This window comes from Arthrobacter sp. 10N418, from assembly GCF_056394725.1.
On sequence record NZ_JBFTIK010000017.1, the window covers coordinates 1 to 19,875 of the forward strand.

22 protein-coding genes and 1 pseudogene are annotated in these 19,875 nt (G+C 67.5%); 11 read left to right on the plus strand and 12 right to left on the minus strand.

Features of this window, described 5'->3' with window-relative positions; translation table 11 throughout:
* Positions 1–1,218: HNH endonuclease (locus AC1DCZ_RS14005; protein ID WP_476975134.1), on the minus strand; the 1,218-nt coding region annotated here is incomplete at its 3' end.
* Positions 1,219–1,221: 3 nt separating this feature from the next.
* Positions 1,222–1,512 carry a hypothetical protein gene (locus AC1DCZ_RS14010; RefSeq protein ID WP_476975135.1) on the minus strand — a complete coding sequence of 97 codons (291 nt, stop codon included), beginning with the start codon at positions 1,510–1,512 and terminating at the stop codon, positions 1,222–1,224.
* Positions 1,513–2,105: 593 nt separating this feature from the next.
* Between AC1DCZ_RS14010 and AC1DCZ_RS14015 the strand changes: the two genes are divergently transcribed.
* Entirely contained in the window at positions 2,106–2,555 is a 450-nt protein-coding gene (locus AC1DCZ_RS14015) for a VOC family protein (protein ID WP_476975136.1), read from the plus strand.
* A 216-nt stretch (positions 2,556–2,771) separates the two neighbouring features.
* On the opposite strand, the gene AC1DCZ_RS14020 is transcribed toward AC1DCZ_RS14015, so the two are convergent.
* From AC1DCZ_RS14020 to AC1DCZ_RS14030, 3 genes are all read right to left on the minus strand, one after another.
* Positions 2,772–3,743: a glycoside hydrolase family 16 protein gene (locus AC1DCZ_RS14020; protein ID WP_476975206.1), complete on the minus strand. Its 972-nt coding sequence runs from the start codon at positions 3,741–3,743 to the stop codon at positions 2,772–2,774.
* Between the two features lie 540 nt (positions 3,744–4,283).
* Complete coding sequence (locus tag AC1DCZ_RS14025) at positions 4,284–5,171, minus strand: esterase/lipase family protein (protein WP_476975137.1); 888 nt, start codon at positions 5,169–5,171, stop codon at positions 4,284–4,286.
* Between the two features lie 251 nt (positions 5,172–5,422).
* Complete coding sequence (locus tag AC1DCZ_RS14030; RefSeq protein ID WP_476975138.1) at positions 5,423–6,049, minus strand: hypothetical protein; 627 nt, start codon at positions 6,047–6,049, stop codon at positions 5,423–5,425.
* A gap of 154 nt (positions 6,050–6,203) precedes the next feature.
* On the opposite strand from AC1DCZ_RS14030, the gene AC1DCZ_RS14035 reads away from it, so the two are divergent.
* From AC1DCZ_RS14035 to AC1DCZ_RS14050, 4 genes are all read left to right on the plus strand, one after another.
* Positions 6,204–6,917 (plus strand): DUF4397 domain-containing protein, encoded by a 714-nt coding sequence (locus tag AC1DCZ_RS14035; protein WP_476975139.1) that lies wholly within the window; start codon positions 6,204–6,206, stop codon positions 6,915–6,917.
* Positions 6,918–7,081: 164 nt separating this feature from the next.
* Positions 7,082–7,651 (plus strand): RNA polymerase sigma factor, encoded by a 570-nt coding sequence (locus tag AC1DCZ_RS14040; protein ID WP_476975140.1) that lies wholly within the window; start codon positions 7,082–7,084, stop codon positions 7,649–7,651.
* A complete protein-coding gene (locus AC1DCZ_RS14045; RefSeq protein WP_476975141.1) occupies positions 7,638–8,501 on the plus strand; it encodes an anti-sigma factor in 864 nt (287 codons plus the stop codon). Before AC1DCZ_RS14040 ends, AC1DCZ_RS14045 begins: the two co-directional genes overlap by 14 nt.
* A gap of 50 nt (positions 8,502–8,551) precedes the next feature.
* Positions 8,552–9,193: a DNA alkylation repair protein gene (locus tag AC1DCZ_RS14050; protein ID WP_476975142.1), complete on the plus strand. Its 642-nt coding sequence runs from the start codon at positions 8,552–8,554 to the stop codon at positions 9,191–9,193.
* Here the strand turns inward: AC1DCZ_RS14050 and AC1DCZ_RS14055 are convergent.
* Together AC1DCZ_RS14055 and AC1DCZ_RS14060 are read right to left on the minus strand one after the other, a co-directional pair.
* Positions 9,160–10,302 (minus strand): cation:proton antiporter, encoded by a 1,143-nt coding sequence (locus tag AC1DCZ_RS14055; RefSeq protein WP_476975143.1) that lies wholly within the window; start codon positions 10,300–10,302, stop codon positions 9,160–9,162. The two genes, AC1DCZ_RS14050 and AC1DCZ_RS14055, sit on opposite strands and share 34 nt — an antisense overlap.
* A gap of 11 nt (positions 10,303–10,313) precedes the next feature.
* Positions 10,314–10,580, minus strand: a complete 267-nt coding sequence (locus AC1DCZ_RS14060) for a hypothetical protein (RefSeq protein WP_476975144.1) — start codon at positions 10,578–10,580, stop codon at positions 10,314–10,316.
* Positions 10,581–10,733: 153 nt separating this feature from the next.
* On the opposite strand from AC1DCZ_RS14060, the pseudogene AC1DCZ_RS14065 reads away from it, so the two are divergent.
* Both AC1DCZ_RS14065 and AC1DCZ_RS14070 read left to right on the plus strand, forming a co-directional pair.
* A pseudogene (locus AC1DCZ_RS14065) lies at positions 10,734–11,231 on the plus strand (hypothetical protein); the annotation flags it as partial.
* Between the two features lie 186 nt (positions 11,232–11,417).
* Positions 11,418–11,747 carry a hypothetical protein gene (locus tag AC1DCZ_RS14070; RefSeq protein ID WP_476975145.1) on the plus strand — a complete coding sequence of 110 codons (330 nt, stop codon included), beginning with the start codon at positions 11,418–11,420 and terminating at the stop codon, positions 11,745–11,747.
* Between the two features lie 13 nt (positions 11,748–11,760).
* Here AC1DCZ_RS14070 and AC1DCZ_RS14075 read toward each other — a convergent pair whose 3' ends face one another.
* From AC1DCZ_RS14075 to AC1DCZ_RS14090, 4 genes are read right to left on the minus strand one after another with little or no spacing between them, the layout of a single operon-like run.
* Positions 11,761–12,759, minus strand: coding sequence for a sensor histidine kinase (locus AC1DCZ_RS14075; RefSeq protein WP_476975146.1), 999 nt, complete (start codon positions 12,757–12,759; stop codon positions 11,761–11,763).
* 9 nt (positions 12,760–12,768) lie between these two features.
* Positions 12,769–13,443, minus strand: a complete 675-nt coding sequence (locus AC1DCZ_RS14080) for a response regulator transcription factor (protein ID WP_476975147.1) — start codon at positions 13,441–13,443, stop codon at positions 12,769–12,771.
* 5 nt (positions 13,444–13,448) lie between these two features.
* Positions 13,449–14,198: a VTT domain-containing protein gene (locus tag AC1DCZ_RS14085; protein ID WP_476975148.1), complete on the minus strand. Its 750-nt coding sequence runs from the start codon at positions 14,196–14,198 to the stop codon at positions 13,449–13,451.
* A gap of 10 nt (positions 14,199–14,208) precedes the next feature.
* Entirely contained in the window at positions 14,209–14,970 is a 762-nt protein-coding gene (locus AC1DCZ_RS14090) for a phosphatase PAP2 family protein (protein ID WP_476975149.1), read from the minus strand.
* A gap of 385 nt (positions 14,971–15,355) precedes the next feature.
* On the opposite strand from AC1DCZ_RS14090, the gene AC1DCZ_RS14095 reads away from it, so the two are divergent.
* From AC1DCZ_RS14095 to AC1DCZ_RS14110, 4 genes are all read left to right on the plus strand, one after another.
* A complete protein-coding gene (locus AC1DCZ_RS14095) occupies positions 15,356–15,541 on the plus strand; it encodes a helix-turn-helix transcriptional regulator (protein ID WP_476975150.1) in 186 nt (61 codons plus the stop codon).
* Entirely contained in the window at positions 15,541–16,734 is a 1,194-nt protein-coding gene (locus AC1DCZ_RS14100) for a type II toxin-antitoxin system HipA family toxin (RefSeq protein ID WP_476975151.1), read from the plus strand. Before AC1DCZ_RS14095 ends, AC1DCZ_RS14100 begins: the two co-directional genes overlap by 1 nt.
* A gap of 147 nt (positions 16,735–16,881) precedes the next feature.
* Entirely contained in the window at positions 16,882–18,093 is a 1,212-nt protein-coding gene (locus AC1DCZ_RS14105) for a serine hydrolase (protein WP_476975152.1), read from the plus strand.
* 103 nt (positions 18,094–18,196) lie between these two features.
* Complete coding sequence (locus AC1DCZ_RS14110) at positions 18,197–18,388, plus strand: DUF1918 domain-containing protein (protein ID WP_476975153.1); 192 nt, start codon at positions 18,197–18,199, stop codon at positions 18,386–18,388.
* 2 nt (positions 18,389–18,390) lie between these two features.
* Here the strand turns inward: AC1DCZ_RS14110 and AC1DCZ_RS14115 are convergent, their stop codons facing one another.
* Entirely contained in the window at positions 18,391–19,848 is a 1,458-nt protein-coding gene (locus AC1DCZ_RS14115) for a DUF5129 domain-containing protein (protein ID WP_476975154.1), read from the minus strand.
* Positions 19,849–19,875 lie beyond the last annotated feature (27 nt).

A 19,875-nucleotide genomic window follows, 5' to 3' on the forward strand; every position in this document is an offset into this window, starting at 1 on the left:
TCTGTTGCTCCATCCGGGGGTTTCTTTGGTGTGGTTGCAGGCTTCGCAGAGTCCTTGGCCGTTGGTGTGGGTGGTGGGGCCGTTGTTGTGCCAGGGGATGATGTGGTCCAGGTGGCGGATGGGGGCGTCGCAGTAGGGGGTGCGGCAGGTGTCGTCGCKGGCGGTGATGAAGCGGCGGAGCCCGTCGGGGAAACGCCGGGCGCGGGRGTCCATCGCGATCAGCTCCCCGGTGGAGGGTGCGGTGTAGAGCCGTCGGAGCCAGGCATTGAAGGCCTGGTCTTCGCCGGTAGTGCCGGGTGCGGGCGGCTGGTTGATSAGGGYSCGGGCCCAGGCGGCGGGGACTGTGCCGTAGCCGGGGAGGCGGGCGGGTTCGCTGTCGGACTGGAAGAGGGTGCGGTCGGTGATGACGAGCTGAATCTCGATTCCGGTGATCCCGCCGGGGGTGCCTGTGGTGCGTTCGACCAGGTCGTCGGCCATGATCTGGGCGCGGGTGCGGGGGTCCCCGGCGGTGCGGAGGGTGTCGGCGTGGCGGGTGAGGGCGGCGTGCACGGCGACGGCCTGGGCGACGGGGAGCAGGGCGGTGAGGTAGGCCATGGTGTCCGGGGCCGGGCGGAGGCTGATGTGCCGKTCGGTCACGGCGTGGCTGGCACGCCGGGTAACAGAATGCGGGTCCAGCCGGTAGGCGGCGGTCCGGGCCGCGCCGGTGACGGCCCGGTCCCCGGCGCCGTCGAAGGTGCCGGTATCGGGGGCGAGWCCGGCGTCGACGGCGGTCCGGTCCGCGGCGGACAGGCAGGCGGTTTCGCGCACGAGGAGGGTGGCGCGCCATTCGTTGAGCTGCCCGGTCTCCAGGGCGGTAAGGGTGTGGGGCATTTCGGCCACGAGCGCCTTCGCGAGGCCCAGGAGCCGGCCGCCGCGGGCGGGGGATTCACGCCGGGCCAGGGCGATCTGCGSGCCGGTCCCGGCACCGAGCTGATCGGCGGGCATCCCGGCGGCGGCCTGGTCGCGGCGCCGGCGCGCATCGAAGGCGGCGGCGTCCCGGGCCTGCCGGGCGGCCATGGCGGATTTGAGGTCCTCCAGGTCCCGGATCTCGTCGATCAGGGCGGCGGCGCTGTCCGGGGCCGGAAGGCCGGCCAGGAGCGCGGCCACGTCCGCGACCGTGACAGCAAGTGCCGGTGCCGGGCCTGCCGGAACCACATCGGGCCCCACCTTGGCGTCCATGAATCAAGTCTCCCAGCCGGCTATGACAGTTATGGCCCTCCGCAGCCGCTCCACCGCTTCGGAGACCATCGGGGAGCCGCCGGGTCCGGGCGCAGGCCTCAACCCGTCAAGGCGTTGGTACTGTTCGATGATCCCGGCACGGTCCCCGGCCTGGCGCAGGTCCCGGAGCGTGCGGGCGCGAAACGCGGGCAGGTCCCGGAGCGTGCGGGCGCGAAACGCGGGCAGGTCCTGGAGTTCGAAGTCACCCCGCCCTGCTAATGATGAAGCCACCTCGGGCCCCTGCTTGCCGTCCATGAATCCAGTCTCCCTCGGGGGTCCGACAGTTAACGGAGAGCCCGTGCGGACTGACAGACAGACCTCAGTGCCGCCTCGACCTCGGTGGCCGGGGCCGCGTCTAACCCCGCGTTCAGCACCTCCGCGTGCTGCCGGAGCCACTACCTGCCGCTGAATTCCGTCCACAACCACATTCTTCCCGTGGGGTGTGACCTTATGACGAATGAAATGATGAGGGGCCAAGACGACGTGGAGTGACAACCTCGCCGTCCGGCACGCCTCCGAGACGGCGAGCATCGCCAACGCCCCCGGACTCGCTACCGAGAACCGCATCGTGCTCACCCCGCCGAGCTTCCACGACGGGACTCTGCAGGGCTCGAGGAAGGAGGAAGGTGCGCTTACTCCGAACAACCCCGAGATCCGCTTCTTCCGCGACCACCGTGGACGCGCCAGATACATCGACCCACGACCGCTTCCGGAACGCAGCACGCACCGGTACCGGTGTCCCCATCGAGCGCGTCATGTATCTGGACAAGCCTGGGACGACGCCAAGTGTTCCCGCGCCGGCGTGCACAAACGGTCGGCTGTCTGGGGGTCTTGCTAGCGTTGCACCCATGACGACTCATCAGATCACCCTTGGTGCGATCAACCTCGAGGCCCAGAATCCGGCCACGCTTGCCGAATTTTGGGCATCCGTGACGGGGGCTTTGCCCTCACCCGGGGGTGACAGCGTCTACCTGCCACCTGCCGGCCCCGGAGGGTTCGCAATGTTCTTCCAACCCATGACCGGGCCCCGGCCCGAGCGCCAAACGTTCCACCTGGACCTGACCGTCCCCTCGGGGTCACGGCAGGCTGAGGTCGAACGCCTCCTCAGCCTCGGCGCCACTTACCAGTGGGACGTCCTGGACGAATTCCCACACGTGCAGTGGACCACCCTGGCTGATCGGGAGGGAAACCTCTTCTGCGTGGCCGAACACCCACCCACAGACCAACAGGGTGCGAGAAGGGGAATTTCGAGCCAGGAGGCCCCGTTTTCCGCAAACGACTCGCTGCACGTCCCATAAACATCACCCTTTTCAGTCGGGTGTTGCGACGTTGGTGAGAAACCGGCTGTCCTCCCAGGAGTGCCGTGCTGCTCCCGGCCACCGTGCCGCCGTCGTCCGTCAGGCCCGTAATCCAGAAATCCTGGCGACGGGAGCGGCTGCCCACAGCGTGAGTTGGACCCACGCCGTGGACAGCCGGAGCGTCCGAGGCAAAGCTGATCTTGCGAAAGGCTGCTGTTACTTGTAGACGCGGACCCAGTCGACCTGCATCTGCGAGGGCTTGGTCGCGGAGCCGTCCGGGAACCAGTCAAGCTGCAGGGTCTGGTGCATACCAACGGTGGGGAGGTGCGCCGGGTTCGTGTCGGTGAAGGTCTTCACGCCGTCGATGTACCCGGTGATACCTGCCGGGGTCCACTCCACCGCATAGTTGTGCCACTGCGTGCTGTCAATCGGCTTGGCAGCAGTCGTCTGGAAGCTTGATCCGTTGCAGGCGTAGTGGAGGAAGAATTTCATCGTGGTGGTGTCGGCGCCGCCCTCGGCGTAGTCCACCTCAGCGCAGTTGGTGGAGGCGTTGTTGTTGGGCCAGAGAATCATGACCGGGTGGTACTTCGGGTCACGAGCGCTCGTCTTCATGCGCGATTCCCAACGGCCGTACTTCTGCTGGGCGAACTTGGCCGACATGCCGCCGGTTGTGCCGGCCGCGTCGCCGCTGACCGTTGCCATGCCGTTGGCGACGGACCAGGCGCTGGGGCTGCGGACGCCCTTGCCGGAGTGGCCTGCGCCGTTATAGACGCTCCACTTCGTGGAGTCGGGAGCGCCGGTGTTGGAGAACTCGTCACCGGCAACGACCGGGCCCCAGCCAAGGGTGGTGGCGGCCTGCGTGCCATCGCCAGCCGTGGCGGCGGGTGCCACGGCTGGGGCAGCTGCCGGGGCGACCGGCGTCGTGCCCGCGGCAGTGGCGGTCTTGGGGGTGCCTGTTGATGCGGGGACGACGGCGCCCGGCTGCGTGGCCGGGGCAGGAGCGGCCGCGGCGCTCTGCGCTGCGTCAGGTGCCGGCGCGGCGGGCGATGCGCTGCTAGGGGCCGGTGTGGCTGTGGTTGCCTTGGCTGAAGCGGCGGCCGGGCGTGATGCCTGACCGGTCGGCGACGGGGCATCCGCACCCTGCGTCGTGGGAGCAACACTGCACCCGGTCAGGGACAGTGCACCCATGGTCAATGCGATGGCTATTTTTTTATACAAAAGAACCCCTCCGGGCTTAGAAACTGGCGCGATCAATCCCCACGAGCAACGCGAGCGAGCACCATGGGAACGACTGCGGGAAGCTTGATCCGGCCCCGCCACAAGGGCTGGAGCGAGCAGGCGCCGGTTCGGCGCATCCGGGCCCAGCGGTCGGGCGTCCGGGGCCCTGCATTAGGGCCAGGCCTTCACGGCCAGCCGCTCACGTTACCGGACCGTTACCTTTGCCCGCAAACCCACGGCGCGCAAAAACCGCAGGTTTCCGCGCCGATTCGAGGGCACGCCGTCGGCGCACCCGGGCCACTGGTCGAGGGATGACCGAGCAGCGCTATTTGCGGCAATGACCGTCTGACCAGCCGTTACGGTTGCGTTTTGACCACGCATCAGGAACCCGCCGGTGCATCGATGCGCGGACGTCGGGGTGTTGCACGGCGGCACTAAAAGTTCTTTACAAATAGATGGAGCCGGACCCCCGAAAGGGGGCAACCGGCTCCATTGGCACATTTATTCTGCCTAGAGGCAACTGGGCTGGTATGACGGGTCTGCCGGCTGGCCGGCAGGACGCCCCAGCGCGTTGGAGACGAGGCGCTGAACGACGGGGTCGTTGGGCGTCTGGTCGTGCTCGATGACATCGGCAGGGCATTTGTCCTGGATGGTGATGTTCGTGACTTTCTGCAGTGACCCTGCCAGGAACTGGCTTTGATACGGCGTCACCACCTCGTCGTGCGTCGTTGAGATGACCGTGTAAGCCGGACCGGCAACTGTATCTCCGATGGAGTTCAGCTTGGTCAGGAAGGGCGATCCCGCCTGTTGGTCTGCGCAGGCCTGGCAGTTGGAACCTCCCGCGGATGTCGCCGGCGGCACGGAGCCCGGGGTTGGCGCAATCAGACCCTGGGTGCCGTGGTTGGACGGGGCGATGCCGACCAACTGGTTGACATTTTTCGCGCCGTTCAGGAAGCCCATGTAATAACGCGGCATCATGCCGCCTTGGCTGTGTCCCACCAGATCGACTTTTTTCGCCCCTGTCGAGGCCAGCACGGCGTCGACAAAGGGTGCGAGTTGCCCGGCGGAGTCGGCCACGGGGCCGGAGGCATCGACTCCGTTAGATGACCCGTAGTTCAGGGCATACACGCAGTAGCCTTCACTCTTGAGCGACGGCGACATGCTCGCCCAGTTCTTTGCCATGTTCTCGAACGTTCCCGGCACGAGAATAACCGGGTACGGGTGCGCCGCCGAGGGCTTGCACGACCAATCGTTGGCACCGGGAGGGGAGACGTCCACGGTGGCGGCGTTAGCGGCGGGCGAGGCCAAAATGGACCCGCACAGAACAGCCGCTGCCGCCAGCGCGGCGGACTTGGCAATGGTGTGATTTGCTCGGGTGGATTTGCTCGGGTGGGACACGGAATACCTCTTCGGTCGGGCCCCTCATCAGCGAGGAGCCGGCGTGGGTGAACGTGGGTTAGGGATCCGTCCCCAATGTGATCCGGCTCACGTTCATCACTTCAGGCTAGGAAACATTTCCCAACCAGTGACCACATCTGCACGTTTGTGCAGATGTTTCCCCCTACCCGAGCCTACTTTCGGGTAACCAGGCTCCACAGCTGCACGTATTCGCTTTCTTCCACACCCCGGACGGCGGCCCGGCGAGGACGTTACTCACCGGGCGGGAACTCGTAAGTGGCCGGGATCGTGGCAGGCGCCGTCCCGTAGGACAACACCACTTCGTCGTGTGCTTTCAGCGGGAGGTCACGGATGCCGGCGTCGTACTTCTTTCCGTTGACGTAAGCGGTCCAGCCGTCCACCGGCCCGTTCGCTGTCCCCGGGGTTCCGCTGCCGGAGAGGACGCCCCATTCCGTGAGAAGCTGCCCAAGCGTGAAGACCTGCCCCGCCGTGGGCGATTCGATGTGGACGACGCCGGTGGTGTCGTGCGTGTGCAGGGCAGAGATGCCGTCGGGCCTGTTTGCCGCGCTGATCGTGATACCGATGTTGGCGGGCACGGGCACGGGCTTTCCGTCCTTGAGCACGTCCAGGTGTGCGTGGTAGTGGTCCACGTTTCCCTCCGCCGTCAGGACGGCCAGGCCCGCCTTGGTGATGCGCTCACGCATACCCGCAGTGTCCAGGGCAAAGCCGGCAGGGGCGGGCGCGGCTGCCGCGGGCGGGGAGGAAGAGGCTGCCGGGGAAGAGGCGGTGGCAGTCGGTGCCGGCGCCGGTGCCGAACACGACGTCACCCCCAGCGTCAGGGTGGAAAGGGCGACGGCGAGTGCCAGCTTGGGGTGCATGGTTGCGGAGACTGCTTTCGTTCCGGGGACAAGATGCTTCCAGTCTATGCAGAGGAAAAGATCCGGCGGACTGCATCCGCGCAGGGCCTCCGGCCGGTAGTAAGGGTGTAAGCAAAGCACCGCCCGCAAGCCGGGCCTCCACGAGGAGTTTGAAATGCGCAAAACAATTACTGCCGTCGCCGGAGCAATGACGCTTCTGGCCGGGCTCGCAGTCGCCGGCCCCGCCCAGGCCAGCGACGGACACCGCGGCAAGGAGACGGCCCAACTGTCCGTTCTTCATGGCGTACCGGGCCTCACCGTAGATGTCTGGGTAGATGGCAAATTGACCCTGGACAACTTCACGCCGGGAACGCTGGCGGGGCCGCTGAACGTCCCTGACGGAGACCACAAGATCGCGATCACCGGGGCCGACGCCACGAGCGCAGACAACCCGGTGATCGGTCCCGTGACAGTCGACCTGGAGGCAGGGCGGAATTACACGGCAGTGGCACACCTGGCCGCTGACGGAACTCCCACCGCCACCCTCTTCACGAATAACACCTCCGCCAGCCCCGACGGGAAGGGCAAGCTGACGGTCCGTCACGTGGCCGCCGCACCGCCCGTCGATGTCCTGGCCGGCGGAACCGCGGTTATCAAGGGCCTGTCCAATCCCCACCAGAAGACGCTTACCCTCAAGGCCGGGACTGTGTCCGCGTCGGTCGCTGCCGCGGGAACCACGGCTCCACTGATCGGCCCGGCCGACGTCAACGTCGCCGAAGGCAAGAACACGATCGTCTACGCCTGGGGCAGCCTTGCCGATAACAACCTGGGCGTCGCTGTACAGGTGGTGGACTCCAAATCCGGCGGACAGAGGGGGCACAACGGCTAACGTCCGTTCGCCTCAGGAGTGACATGTTGCCTTCGTCAATGGGTGGGGTCGCGTTCCGCGCGGCCCCACCGGCCGTCTCCGCCGTCGAGCCACCGTTGCCCCGCACCGCCGGGCGCGGAATAATGTGGATCCACAGGGCTCGATGCCGCTCTAAGGAGCATTTAATGGAGGCAGCCGCGCAGGGTTGGGACGTGGGTCTCGATCATGCGTTCGCCAGCGGCGAGGAACAGGCGCTGGCGGAGGCATACCGGAAGATGAGCCCCCTCGTCTACACTCTGGCGCTAAGGTCCCTGGGCGAGCGGGCGGCCGCCGACGACGTTACGCAGGAGGTCTTCATCCGGGCTTGGAAATCGCGGGCGAGTTATCGGCCGGAGGCCGCACGGCTGCCGGCGTGGCTGATCGGGATCACGCGGAACGCCATTTCGGACGCGATGTCATCCCGTTCCCGCCAGCGCGATCTCGAACAGGCAGCCGTGCACCTGGTCAGCGGCCCGACCGTCAATCCGGGTGCCAAAGACGTGGAGGCCGTGGCGGACCGCATCACCTTGGAAGAGGAGTTGGAGCGACTAGGGGACCCCCAGACGGCCATAATGCGGCTGGCGTTCTATGAGGACTTGACCCATGACCAGATATCCTCGCGCCTGAACCTTCCGCTCGGCACCGTCAAGAGCCACATCAGGCGTAGCCTTACCCGGTTGCGGGCCCGTCTGGAGGTCGAACATGGAACACCTTGACGCCGAATTTCTCAGCCTCCTTGCCTTGGGTGAGCCGCTCGGGAACGAATCCGACGCCGTCCACCTGGCGGGCTGCCGGGAATGCAGTGAAACCCTCGCGGCGCTGCGGCGCACGGTCCTGGTAGCTACCGCCGACCCCGCCGCCGTGGAACTCACGCAACCCGGAAGCCACAATTGGGACGCCATCCACCAGGCACTCGGGCTGTCACCATCCCTGGCAGCGGATCCCTTGGGCCGCTCCGCGGTACCTGTCCGGGACGCGCAAGGTGCCCGGGACGGGCGCGGCACTGGTGCGCAAGTGGTGCGTCCGGCGGAAGCGCCGACGTCGCCGCCCCTTTCCTCGTATGCGCCGCCGGTTCCCCTGCGGCCCGGCCGCAGGACTCCCGGAACGCGCCGCGGCCTGTGGATAACAGCGGTTGCTGCGGGAATGGTGCTCGGTGCAGCGGGCGCGTGGACTGCGGCGGGCATCCTCGGCCGCACTGAACCTCCGGCAGCGGCGCCCACTCCGTCGGCCGTCGTCCTGGCCGAGACGCCGCTGCAACCCCTGGCAGCCCATGCCGCAAGCGGGAACGCAGTGGTCCAGCGGCTCCCGAACGGCACCCGCCAGCTCGTCATCCGGCTGGCCGAAGAGAAGGTTTCGGGTTTCCGCGAGGTCTGGGTGGGCTCCGCCGACCTGTCCAAGATGGTCAGCCTCGGAGTGTTGGGCAATGACCCCGGCGTTTTTGTCATCCCGAGCGGACTGGATTTGGCCCAGTACCCCGTGGTGGACATTTCCAACGAGCCTTATGACGGGGATCCGGCACACTCCCCGGAAAGCATCGCCCGGGGCCGGCTGACAGTCACCGGCTGACCTGGGGCCGCCGGTTCGTGTTCGCGCCCTCTTGGCGAAAGAATGGGCGGGTGAGTCACGCCGCGGAATTCATCGATGCCGCCCTGCAGCGGGAAGGCTCGTGGAGCCGCGCCGAGGCAGCGCAATACCGGCTGGGACGCGCGCTTCGGTTCTACGGTGCCTCAGTAGGGGCAGTCCGCGGGACGGTCCGGGATGCCGGCCGCCGCCATCCGGAGCTGTCGCACGATGACATCACCGCGCTGAGCTCTGAACTGTGGGCGGTGCCGGTCTTTGAGCGGCGCCTCGCCGCGGTGGTCCTGCTGCAGTCCAACGTGCGGCTGCTGACCAACGCGGACCTGACGCGGATAGAGGGCTTCGTCCGCCAGGCGCGGTTGCGGGACCTCGTTGATCCGCTCGCAATCGACGTGATCGGCCCCATGATGGAGGGTCTGGACGTGGTCGGCAGGGTGCGCGCCGACGCCGTGCTGGACCGGTGGATTCTTGAGCCGGACATGTGGCTCCGCCGTGCGGCCCTGCTCTCGCCGCTCCGGACGTTCCGTGCCGGTACGGGGGACTGGGACAGGTTTGTCCGGCGTGCCAGCAGGGTGCTGGCCGGGCCGCCGGCGGCGCCAGCCGCCGAGGAGGACGTGGTCCGGGAGGCAATCGCCCTGGTACAGGCTCAGCGGCTCGCGTCTCCGGCGTCCAACGGTTGAACGAAGGACTTGGCGGCCCGCGATCCGGCAACGGCGCTCGCGGCTATGGTGACCAGTGCGCCCAGGAGCAGGGCGGCATCCTCCCCGGGCAGCAGCACGTGGAGCTGCGTGCCGATGCTTGCTGCCGCCACGGGAACGCCCAGCTGGGCCGCCGAGAGTACGCCAAGTGGCAGGGGGAGCCCCAACGCCCGCAAACCGGAGTGGAGCAACACCGTCCCCATCCCCAGGGCCAGGCCCAGGACGATCATGTCCGGGTGGCCAGCGAGGTCGCGGAGGTTCAAGGAGGAGCCCAGCCACACAAAAAAGACCGGGCCCAGGAAGCCGTCGCTGACGGCGAAGAGCTGGCGCGCCAACCGCCTGGGCTCTCCGACGGCGGCCACCACCAGTCCGAAGGAGAATCCGGCCAGCATGACCGACACGTGGCCGAAGTTGGCAACTCCGGCCAGCGCGAAGAGCAGCGCCAGCTGAATCCGCAGCTCCAAGGCAAACTTGCGGTCCTCCGAGAGCCGGTGCATGCGCTGGCGCGTGCCGCTGCGCTCGAGGGAACGCAGGCCAAAGAAGAGCGCAATGGCGCATGCCCCCACCGCGAGCGCCCCCAGGGCGGCCCGGCCGGCGTTCGGCGGATCCACGGCCAACGGCAACGCGACAATGCAGGCGATGTCGGCGATGGCCACTTGGGCTGTCATGGCCACCACGTGCGGGCCGCCGAGGTGGAGGGAATCGACAATCGGGAGGACCAGTGCGGCGGATGAGGAAGCCAGCAGCACCACGTAGAGCGGAGCGTGCCCGGTGCCGAAGGCCAGGCCCATGCCGGTTCCGATGACCACCGCCGCGATCGCCGCCACCGCGGCCCGCCGTGAGCCCTTCCCGAGGGCCGAACGGATGTGGGGGTCCCTCACCGGCACGTGCGTTCCGGCCACAAACATCATGAGCGCAAAGCCGATGTTCGCCAGCAGGCTGAACGTGGGGTCGTTCGAGTCGACCAGCGCGAACCCGGTCCGACCGATCACGATGCCTGCCAGCAATTCGCCAAGAACCACCGGCAGGCGCCAGCGGGCTGGCAACGCCAGGAGGGGCCCTGCCAGGGCTACGACGGCGATCAGCGCCATAGACAGGAATGTCACCTTTCACCGGACCCGGCCGGCCTCCGTTCCACCACGGCGTAGGCCTTCCCGTCCAGGAACGCCCAATCGGTGACAACCATGAACCCCAGGGCGTCGACGCGGTCGTTGAGGACGTGGATGTCGAAACCGCCGTCCCGGGGTTCCGCATCCCAGGTCGAGACATGGACTTCCTTCCCTTCCAGGACCAGCAGCTCCGTGTTGACATCAAAATCTTCCTGGGGCTGATTGCTCAGCTGGCAGATGGCGACACAGTGGCTGTTCATTTCGGGCCTCCGCTTCGGGATGAGCTGGTGGCATCATCCTATGTGCGGATGCGCCGCTCTCCCTATGGGCAATTCCCGTGGGCAATTCCGGAGGCAAGGGGGGCGTTACCTGAATGTGACTTTCGGTGGTCGTCCCCGTACCCGTGGACAGGCTTCGATCGTCCTTTCGTGGCGTTCACTGCCGCTCCGGTTGTCGTTCAGCCCAAGCCTGCTGCCGCAGCCCCGACGGCAGCACCGGTGCAGGCGCCGGCCGCCCCCAGGGCATCCGTCCAGGTCCAGGCAGCACCTGCACCCGCCCCTGTCGCAGCACCTGCCGCGGCTCCGGCGGCGGCAGGGGGCCGCAACGCCGCCATGCTCTCCGCTGCCTACGGCCAGTTGGGCCTCACGCAGGACTGCACGGCCATGGTGGAGAAGGCCCTGGGAGCCGCCGGCAAGCCGGTCGGCGATCTCGGACCCACGCAGTTCCTCAGCCAGGGCACCGTTGTGGGCACGCCCCAGCCCGGTGACATGGTGGTGCAGTCAGGCCACGTGGGCATCTTCGCCGGCAATGGCCAGGTCATCAGCGGCGGCATGAACGGCGTCAACTCCACGATCGTCCACCCGTTGTCCTGGCTGACCGCCACCGGCCCCGTGACTTTCGTCCGCGCCTAAGCGCTGCGGCCCAACGGCCCTACATGAATGTCGGAACGACCGATGATCCACTGCCTTGGCGCAGTGGATCACCGGTTCTTTGGCGTTCAGCTTTCTCACAGAATCCGCAGATAAAGTCCCGACGGCAGGACTGCCCCGCCACGAAAACGAGGAGGACGCTTGGGCCCGGTAAAAAGTCTTTGGGCGATGGTTCAGGGGGATCCCGTCTTTATGCGGCGGGTCAACGGGTGGCTGGCAATCCTGTGGATCCTCATGATTCCGGTTTCGCTGATGATGGGCTGGCTGGATTCCGTCGTCTACGTCTCGGCGCTGTCGCTCTGGGCCCTCGTCTCCGGCCACTGGTCGGCCTGGCAGGCCGCCCGCGTCGAAGTCGCCCAGATGGAGGACGCAAAGAAGCGCGAGAAAGAAGACCTGGTGGCCGAGGTTGTTGCCGCTCTTCTCGCCAGGACAAACGTGGAGCCGGCAAACGCCTCGGCCGGAGACCCGGCGGCATCCCGGGCCGCGCCGGCGAACTGACTGCAGCCGCTAGCTAGAGCCGGGCTGCGGGAAGGACGATCTTCATGACGGTCCCTTCGGCACCGGTCCGGGCCACCTCCACCGTGCCGCCGGCGGCCATGGCAATCTCGCGGACCAGCGCCAGGCCGATGCCGAAGCTCCGCTGACCGCGCGCTCCATCGGGGCTGGGCGTCCTGACAAATCGGTCGAAGATCCGGTCCTGGTCGACGCCTGTAATCCCGGCGCCCGTATCCGCCACGGTGATGACCGCGTGGTTCTGCTCTGCGCCGACGCCAATCGTGACGCAGCCGCCGGGCGGGGTATGGGCCAGGGCGTTGTCCGCCAGCGCGAGCACCGCGCGCCGCAGGGCATTTTGTTCGATCCTGGCTTGCGGCCGGCCGTCGGCGGAGAAGTCCAGACGGACGTCGCGTTCCGACGCCAGTTGCTGGAGGCTCTCTGCGACAGAAGCCGCGACGCAGGCCAGATCGATGGGGTCAGCTTCGGGGTCCGGGGCAACCGCGGTTGCGGCCAGCAACAGTTCGTTGACGATTCCTGTCAGCGTTGCGGTATCCTCGCGAATCCTGGCCAGGGCCTGGCCTGGTTTTGAGTCCGGTGCCGCATCGCGCTGCGCAAGCTGGATCCGGGTGTCCAGGATGGCCAGCGGCGTGCGCAGTTCATGGCTGGCATCCTGGACGAACCGGCGCTGCAGGGCCAGTGCCTCTCCCAGCGGGCGGATGGCGCTGCGGGCACTGAGCCAGCCCACAAGGCCGGCCAATGCGATGCCTGCCACCCCGGCAATGATCATCGCCTCGAGCAGATCCTTGGAATCAAGGTAGGTGTAGGTTGCCCCGGCAGCCCCGGAGTGCGGCAATTCGGGGTGGGCCAGCTGGTTCATCAGATAGAGGGCGGTGGCGGCGAGGAGGCAGAGCACCATCACCGCGCAGGCGGCGCTGATGCGCAACGCCACCTTAAGCGAGGCCTTGCGCAAGGTGGACTGGTCCGGGGCCCCGCCCGGCAGTGCTTCCTTAGTCATTCGCTTCCCTTACTCATGGGCGTCGCCAATCTGGTAGCCGACGCCATGGACAGTGCGGACAACGGTCCTGGAGATTTTCCGGCGGAGGTGGTGGACGTAGGTGTCGATCACGCCAGGCTGGTCCGTGGGGTGGAAGAAGCCGGCGAGCAGTTCGTCCCGGGTGAAGACCCGGCCCGGTTCCGCGGCGAGTGCCGCGAGCACTTCGGCCTCCTTCGCCGTGAGGGAGACCAGGCCTCCGTAGACGGACCGGACCGAGCGGGATGCCGGATCGAGCTCCCAATCGCCGATGCTCACGGGCCCGACAGGCGGGCTGTAGGTGCGCGTCAGTGCGCGAAGGCGTGCAGCCAGTTCACCGGCGTCGAACGGTTTGGTCACGTAGTCATTGGCGCCCGCATCCAGGCCCCGGACCTTCTCGTCGGCATCGCCCAGCGCCGTCAGAATCAGGACCGGCGTGGCGATGCCCTTGGACCTTAGGGCCGCGATCAGGCTGATTCCATCCATCCCGGGCAGTCCGCGGTCGATCACCATCACGTCCCACGGCTCCGTCAGCGCCAGATGCAGGCCGTCCTGGCCGTTGGCGACCAGCCGGATCCGGTAGTCAGTCTCCAGCAGCTCGGCGATGAGCGGGCCCAGGACGGGGTCGTCCTCGACGAGGAGCAGGGACGGAAGGCCAGCGATTGTCATGCCGCCTATTCTTCCGTGGCCATTTCCCCGGCCAGCACGCCCTCGGCCGTGTCGTGCGCGTTTCCATCCGCACTATCCGGAGTGGTTCCAGCGGTGGCGCGGCGGTTGCTGCGGCGGCGCCTGAGGAGCTGGATGGCCCAGGGCAGGACTGAGACAAGGACCATGGCCACGGCGATGACGTCAATGTTCTTGGCGATGATCTCGTAGTGTCCCAGCCAGGTGCCCAGCAGGATCACGGACACGGCCCACGCCAGGGCGCCGACAATATTCCAGAGCGTAAAAGCTTTGTACCCGTAGCGGCCGATGCCGGCGGTCAGGGGCGCAAACGTCCGGACCATGGGCACGAAACGGGCCAGGACGACGGCGGCGCCGCCGTGGCGGCGGAAGAATTCCTCCGTTGTGGTCAAGTGGGCGGTCTTCAGGACCTTGGCATCATCTTTGAACCATCGCCGGCCAAAGGTGCGCCCCAGCCAGTAGCCGACCTGGTCGCCGGCCACGGCCGCTGCGGTGACGACGCCGATCAGGACGGGCAGCGTCAATTGCAGCTGCTGATGCAGGAGGCCCGCCGTGAAAAGCAAGGAGTCGCCGGGCAGGAACGGGAACAGCACCCCGGATTCGATGAACACCATCGCGGCGATGACGCCGAGCGCTGCGGGCCCGAGCCCCGCGAGCAGGCTGGCCGGGTCAAGCAGCGAGGGGGATCCGGCTGCGGCCGTCAGGGCCGGAACCAGTCCCGAAGCATAGATGCTGTGCATGGCCACTTCCCTAGCGTCGGCTTGATCGGAGGAACGCGGCGGCCGGCAGACGGTCCGCGATCCGGGGAGCGAAGCGGTTCCACAGCCCGGCGAGCAGTACCACCGCTGCGCTCGCGGCAAGGAATGAGGCCGCCACGTCGGTGGGGTAGTGGACCCCGACATACAGCCGTGACCAGGCCACGATGACCGCCATGGCGGCACCCGCGACGGCGATGACCTTGGACCAGCGGGTTCCGCGGGCCAGGAAATAGAGGGCGAAAGCCAGTGCGACGGCGAAGGAGACGTGGCCGCTGGGGAAGCTGTTGGACCCCGTCTCGGGCGAGAGCGGGTCGAAGAGTAGCGCCGGGTTGGGCCGTTGGCGGGCGATGATGAGCTTGAAGACTTCGCTGGCCACCCAGCCGGAGCATGCCACGAGTCCGAAGGCTACGGCCTTGACCAGGTCACGGCGGACCAGCCAGATGTAGAGGGCGGCGACGCCGATCAGCATGACACCGGCCACCGGGCCAAACACGAGATTAATTGCCATCGCGACGGCGGTCAGCGCGGCGGCGTGGTGCTTGCTGAGGTCCTGGTCCACGCCCAGCTCGGCCGTGGCATCGCCGGGCACCAGCTGCACCGCCAGGCCCAGGGCGATCACTGCCGCGCACAGCAGGGCGCCCAGCAGCAGCCAGTGCCGGGCTTGGGGCAGGGCCCAAAACCGCAGTCCGGCAGCGGGGCGTTCGTCGTCAACGTGGTGGGGTGCAATGCGGTCTACAGGGGCGGGTCCAGTCATGGAATCCTCCGGCTCGGGGCAGCGGCGCGCGGTCACGCGTCCTGTACAACTCTGCCTTGGGCCCCTTAAGAAACGCTTAAGAAGTGCCGGGAGCTCCTACGCCCGGCTCCTGCGTTGCGTAGCGGGACGGCGCCGTTCCGGGCTGACGTCGCCAGCGTACGCCCCGGCAAAATGCTGCCGGTTGATGCGTCACTGGGGAGATCGCCGTCCTCAGGCCCCGGTTTCGGCAGTATCTTGCCGAATTGGCGTCTGTGCGGCACGATGGGTGGACGCGAGTGGCTGGACCGGCAGCATCCTGCCGGATAACAGGAGCAGGCTCCGGGAGACACTGCGCGCCGATAACAGGCGGCACATCACGACGACGGGGGATTCATTGCAGAACGAGATGACCATTGCAGCAGGCATCCGCAGCGCCCGCAGGGACGCCGGGCTCACGCAGGATGACCTGGCGCATCTGGCCGGGACGTCCGTCCGGACCGTCCGGGCGATAGAGACCGGGACGGGGAATCCTTCGCTGCGGGCCGTCGCGGCCGTCGCCAATGTCCTTGGCCTGCAACTCGTGGTGCGCTGATGCTGGCGGAGCTGCAGGATCTGAAGTTCGTCAGGGCCGCGGACGTCTACAAAAACGGCACCCTTGCCGGGCACCTTAACCGGGCGGAATACGGGGGAGTGCGGTACTCCTATCTGCCTGCGTACCTCGCGGCCGGCCACCCGGCGGTGGCGGTCTCTCTGCCATTGTCCGAGGGGGCGGTGGAGACCCCCGCCGGGGCCCTGCCGGCGTTCTTCGCGGGGCTTTTACCTGAAGGGCACCGGCTCACGGTCCTGAAGAACGCGACCAAAACCAGTTTTGACGACGAACTGACGCTCCTCCTGGCCGTGGGCGCTGACGTGCCCGGGGACGTGCAGGTGGTTCCGGCCGGGGAGTCCCCAGTGGAACCGCCCAGCCTGGCCGACGCGTCACGTCCCGAGGACCTCGACTTCTCCCTCCTGGCCAACGCTGTTGACCTCCACGGGCTGCCGGGGGTCCAGCGCAAGACAAGTGCCTCCATGCTGACGACGCCGCTGGCCCTGCGGGGCCACCGCTACCTGCTGAAGCTCGACCCGCCGGAGCATCCCCACCTGGTGGAAAACGAAGCCGCCCACCTTCGTGCGGCGAAGGCCCTCAAGATCCCTGTCGCCCGGAGTTCGGTCATCGCCGACAGGAACGGACTGCCGGGGCTTCTCGTGGAGCGGTTCGACCGCGTCAAAGATCCGGCCGGCCAGTGGATCCGGCTTCCCCTGGAAGACGGAACCCAGGTCCTGGGCCTGCCGCCGGCCTCAAAGTACGGCGTCGCCTCCGAGGACGTGGCCACAGCGCTGGCACGGATATGCACGGCGCCGGTCGTTGCCAGCCGCAACCTCTACCTCCAGTTCGTCTTTGCCTGGCTGACCGGGAACGGGGACCTGCACGCCAAAAATGTCGCGGTTCTCGGCAGCAGGCGCGGATTCGTCGTAGCCCCTGTCTTCGACGTTCCATGTACGCTCCTGTACGGCGACGAGACCCTGGCGCTGCCCCTCTCCGGCAAGACCCGGAACCTCAGGGCCAGGGACTGGGCTGCGTTTGCCGATGCCCTTGGCCTGCCGCAGCCGGCCGCCGTGTCGGCCAACAAGACCGCCCTTGCCGCGGCAGGCGCCATCCGGCTGGAGGATCTGCCCTTTAGCGGGTCGCCGCTGCGCGGTGCACAGCGGGAGCTGGGCTTCCGACGCCGGGAACTCGCCGACTGACCACAGGTTTTCCCAAGCTCCAAGGCTTGCGCGGTGTTCCTCCGGGATGCAAACTGCAGGAACTTTTGATGCCCAACGCGGTCAGTCGCCTTCGGAGGACGAGCATGCCGGCGAAAAATGCTGTACGAAACCCGGCGGGAGGCCCGGATGAATGAGCCCCCGGCCCGCCGCTCCGGAACGGGCCGGCATAGGCGGGTCACCGATGGCATATCCTGGCCATGGCCTCGTGCATGGCGTCTTCGCAATGTCAGCCCACGTTTCCTGACCGCGGCCGCGGTCGCCCTCGCCCTGGCCTCGGCCGGCAACGCCTACGCGACTGTCCACGCGGACGTGCCGGCGCATTCGCTGGCCGGCCCGGCCACCGCCCGCCCAACCGGCCCCGCCTCCTCCGGCCCAACCGGCGCGGCGCCCCTGGCGGCACCCCGGCCGGCTGGCGGGTCCGCCGCAGGACAGCAGTCCCTGCCGCCGGCCCTCAGCCCGGGAGCCGCACAAGCGCCAGCGGGCGCAGCGCCGCACGATGCCGCCCTCATCGCCGCGCCGGCGGCTCACCCCGCCGATCCCCCCGGCGCCCCCGCCGCGCCGGCCCCCGTGGCAGCGCCCCCCTCTGCGGAGCCCGTTACCGCAGTGCCCGCCGCGGCCCGGGACGCTGCGCCGGCCGCCGGGGCTGCGTCCATCGGCCCCGGGCTGGACCAGCGGATCGATGCCATCATCCAGGCCAACAGGGCGTACGCGGTGGGAGTGGCCCTGATCGACGTTTCCGACGGCTCGGTCCATGAATACGGCGTGAAGGACAAGTTTGTGGCCGCGAGCACGGCCAAGATCCTTGCGGCGGCGGCCTATTACAACCTTGCGGAAAGGGGCCTGGCCTCCTTGGCTGAGCCGCTGGGAGTCTCGACCGCCGGCGAGCAGATCAGGGAAATGGTCCAGCAAAGCAACAACGATTCCTGGTCGCTGATCCTCGACGCCGTGGGCCAGGAACAAATAAGCGACTATGCGGCCTCGATCGGGATCGACTACGACCGCACGGTGAACCTCCTGACCCCCGCGGAAATGGCGCGGACACTGTCTCTCCTGTATACGGGCCAGCTCCTCAGCGCCGAGCACACCGCCGAACTGCTTTCCTACATGCAGGACACCAACTACGAACTGCTGATTCCGGCAGCAGTGCCCCCCGGCGTCGACGTCTTCCATAAGTACGGCCTCCTCGACGGCTACCTGCACGACGCGAGCATCCTCGTCCGGGACGGCCGGGCCTACGTTTTTGTGGTCTACACCCGGGGCGCGAACCTGACCGACATGGACGCCCGTTCCCGCATCATCCAGCAGCTGACCCGGACAGTGACGGCCGCCCTGTTCTGACCGCCTTCTGACCGCCCGAGGCAGTCCGGCCGTTCGGCCGGCAGCTCGGGCCCGTTCCCCCAAAGGGCGGACAATCGTACGCTGTAGAAAGGAGGTGAATGCCATGAAAGCAGCCCCAGGGGACCGCATCATCATCCGTGGCCACACGGTGGAGTCCGCCGACAGGCACGGCCAGATCCTGGAAGTCAGAGGTGAGGACGGCGCGCCGCCGTACCATGTCCGGTTCGACGACGGCCACGAGACCATCCTGTTTCCCGGCGGGGACTTCGTTGTCGAACGGAGCGGGACGAGCTGACACTAGAAGCTCGACGAACTCCCGGACCCGGAGAAGCTTCCGCCGCTGGAGCCGTAGCCCGTTGTGCCGCCGCTTCCGCCGCGGGCGCTGCTGACGCTGCTGACGCCTGTGTTGAAGCCGGAGTTGAAGGTAGGGACGGAGAAGAAATAGTAGGACGGGTAGACGGTGCCGAGGATGCTGGGCTCGTAGGTGCGGCCGTATTTGGCCTTCGTGCCCGCCTGCGCGCTCTCCATGTCCTTGCGCATGAGCTCCGCTTCCTTCTCGGTCCGGGCGAAGGCAGCAATCACCGTATCGGCGTGGTTCTTCAGCAGCTCTGAAAGGTGCGTGCGGGCATCCCGCAGCCTGTCCAGCGCTGTCTCAGGGCTGATCGTCCCGTCTGCGAGTTCCGCTGTCCACCGTTCCATCTCGCGCTGGCTTTGCCCGCGGAAGGACCGGAGCGCCGCAGCAGTCGCTGAATCACCCTCACCGTGGCGTTTGGTGAGCATCTGCTCGAGTGCGGCCAGATCGGCGCGGAAGGGGGCCAGCTGGCGATCCCACGCGTTAGCCCAAGCCGACCCCCGGCTGAGCAGTGCGTTCGTGTCCGAAATGACGTCATCCAGCGCGTCCAGCTCCGCAGCTGCGCCGGCGTATGTCCGGACCAGTTTCAGGTTCGGCCGCCGGCTCAGGTCCCTGCCCGTCAGGGCGTGCACCTGGTTGGAAAGCCCGGTGGCGGTGTTGTACCGGGACAGGAAGGTGCGGTGCTTCTCCAGGACCGTGCTGCCGTAGCGCGAGGACGCGGGGATGGTGTTGGCGTTGAGCTCGGTGACCTCCAGGTCCATTCCGACGCTCGCGTAGCTGGCATCGCCGCGGGCCAGTTCCCGGCGGCTGGACACCCTGGTCCGCCAGCGGACGATCAGCCAGGCGGCCGCACCCGCGACTGCCGCTGACACTGTGGTCCAGGCCGTGACAAGGAAGGCTGTGGACCGGTACCAGGGCTGGTTGATGAGTTCGGCGCCGCGGCGGATTCCGGCAATGGTCCCATCCGTCCACTGGGCGTCGCGCAGCAGGCCCTTGGCGGCGTTCTGGATGTCGTCACGCTGCTCCAGGGAGACTTTTCGGTCCTCACCCATATACGTCCCGACATGCCGGCCCACCGGATCCAGGGCGAAGATGAAGAGTCCGTCCGCCCACTTCTGTCCGTCGGCGCTGATCCACTCGGGGTGCTCGGCGCGGGCGAAGCGGAGGACCTCCTCGTTCAGGTTGTCCGCCGCCGTGCCGTTGTACGTGTAGACCGCGACCTTGGTGGGTTGGTAGAAATCGATGGACTGCACCGCCGGCAGGAGCTTGTTCAGGTCCAGCACCCCCGCCGTGTCCTTCACCACGACGTCGACCGGCGTGACAGCGAGCGCGGCCTGGGCTCCGCCGAGCAGGCCCATCGCCAGCAGCATGACGGCGGCGAGGACTTTCCGCATGATTCCCATTTGCTGAGCGTAGTGGCTGCACGGGGC

Coding starts and splice junctions, on each gene's coding strand:
- AC1DCZ_RS14010 (WP_476975135.1), bottom strand. CDS start 1,512: ATGGACGGCAAGCAGGGGCCCGAGGTGGCTTCATCATTAGCAGGGCGG.
- AC1DCZ_RS14015 (WP_476975136.1), top strand. CDS start 2,106: ATGACGACTCATCAGATCACCCTTGGTGCGATCAACCTCGAGGCCCAG.
- AC1DCZ_RS14020 (WP_476975206.1), bottom strand. CDS start 3,743: ATGGGTGCACTGTCCCTGACCGGGTGCAGTGTTGCTCCCACGACGCAG.
- AC1DCZ_RS14030 (WP_476975138.1), bottom strand. CDS start 6,049: ATGCACCCCAAGCTGGCACTCGCCGTCGCCCTTTCCACCCTGACGCTG.
- AC1DCZ_RS14035 (WP_476975139.1), top strand. CDS start 6,204: ATGCGCAAAACAATTACTGCCGTCGCCGGAGCAATGACGCTTCTGGCC.
- AC1DCZ_RS14040 (WP_476975140.1), top strand. CDS start 7,082: ATGGAGGCAGCCGCGCAGGGTTGGGACGTGGGTCTCGATCATGCGTTC.
- AC1DCZ_RS14045 (WP_476975141.1), top strand. CDS start 7,638: ATGGAACACCTTGACGCCGAATTTCTCAGCCTCCTTGCCTTGGGTGAG.
- AC1DCZ_RS14055 (WP_476975143.1), bottom strand. CDS start 10,302: ATGGCGCTGATCGCCGTCGTAGCCCTGGCAGGGCCCCTCCTGGCGTTG.
- AC1DCZ_RS14060 (WP_476975144.1), bottom strand. CDS start 10,580: ATGAACAGCCACTGTGTCGCCATCTGCCAGCTGAGCAATCAGCCCCAG.
- AC1DCZ_RS14070 (WP_476975145.1), top strand. CDS start 11,418: ATGGTTCAGGGGGATCCCGTCTTTATGCGGCGGGTCAACGGGTGGCTG.
- AC1DCZ_RS14075 (WP_476975146.1), bottom strand. CDS start 12,759: ATGACTAAGGAAGCACTGCCGGGCGGGGCCCCGGACCAGTCCACCTTG.
- AC1DCZ_RS14080 (WP_476975147.1), bottom strand. CDS start 13,443: ATGACAATCGCTGGCCTTCCGTCCCTGCTCCTCGTCGAGGACGACCCC.
- AC1DCZ_RS14085 (WP_476975148.1), bottom strand. CDS start 14,198: ATGCACAGCATCTATGCTTCGGGACTGGTTCCGGCCCTGACGGCCGCA.
- AC1DCZ_RS14090 (WP_476975149.1), bottom strand. CDS start 14,970: ATGACTGGACCCGCCCCTGTAGACCGCATTGCACCCCACCACGTTGAC.
- AC1DCZ_RS14095 (WP_476975150.1), top strand. CDS start 15,356: ATGACCATTGCAGCAGGCATCCGCAGCGCCCGCAGGGACGCCGGGCTC.
- AC1DCZ_RS14100 (WP_476975151.1), top strand. CDS start 15,541: ATGCTGGCGGAGCTGCAGGATCTGAAGTTCGTCAGGGCCGCGGACGTC.
- AC1DCZ_RS14105 (WP_476975152.1), top strand. CDS start 16,882: ATGAATGAGCCCCCGGCCCGCCGCTCCGGAACGGGCCGGCATAGGCGG.
- AC1DCZ_RS14110 (WP_476975153.1), top strand. CDS start 18,197: ATGAAAGCAGCCCCAGGGGACCGCATCATCATCCGTGGCCACACGGTG.
- AC1DCZ_RS14115 (WP_476975154.1), bottom strand. CDS start 19,848: ATGGGAATCATGCGGAAAGTCCTCGCCGCCGTCATGCTGCTGGCGATG.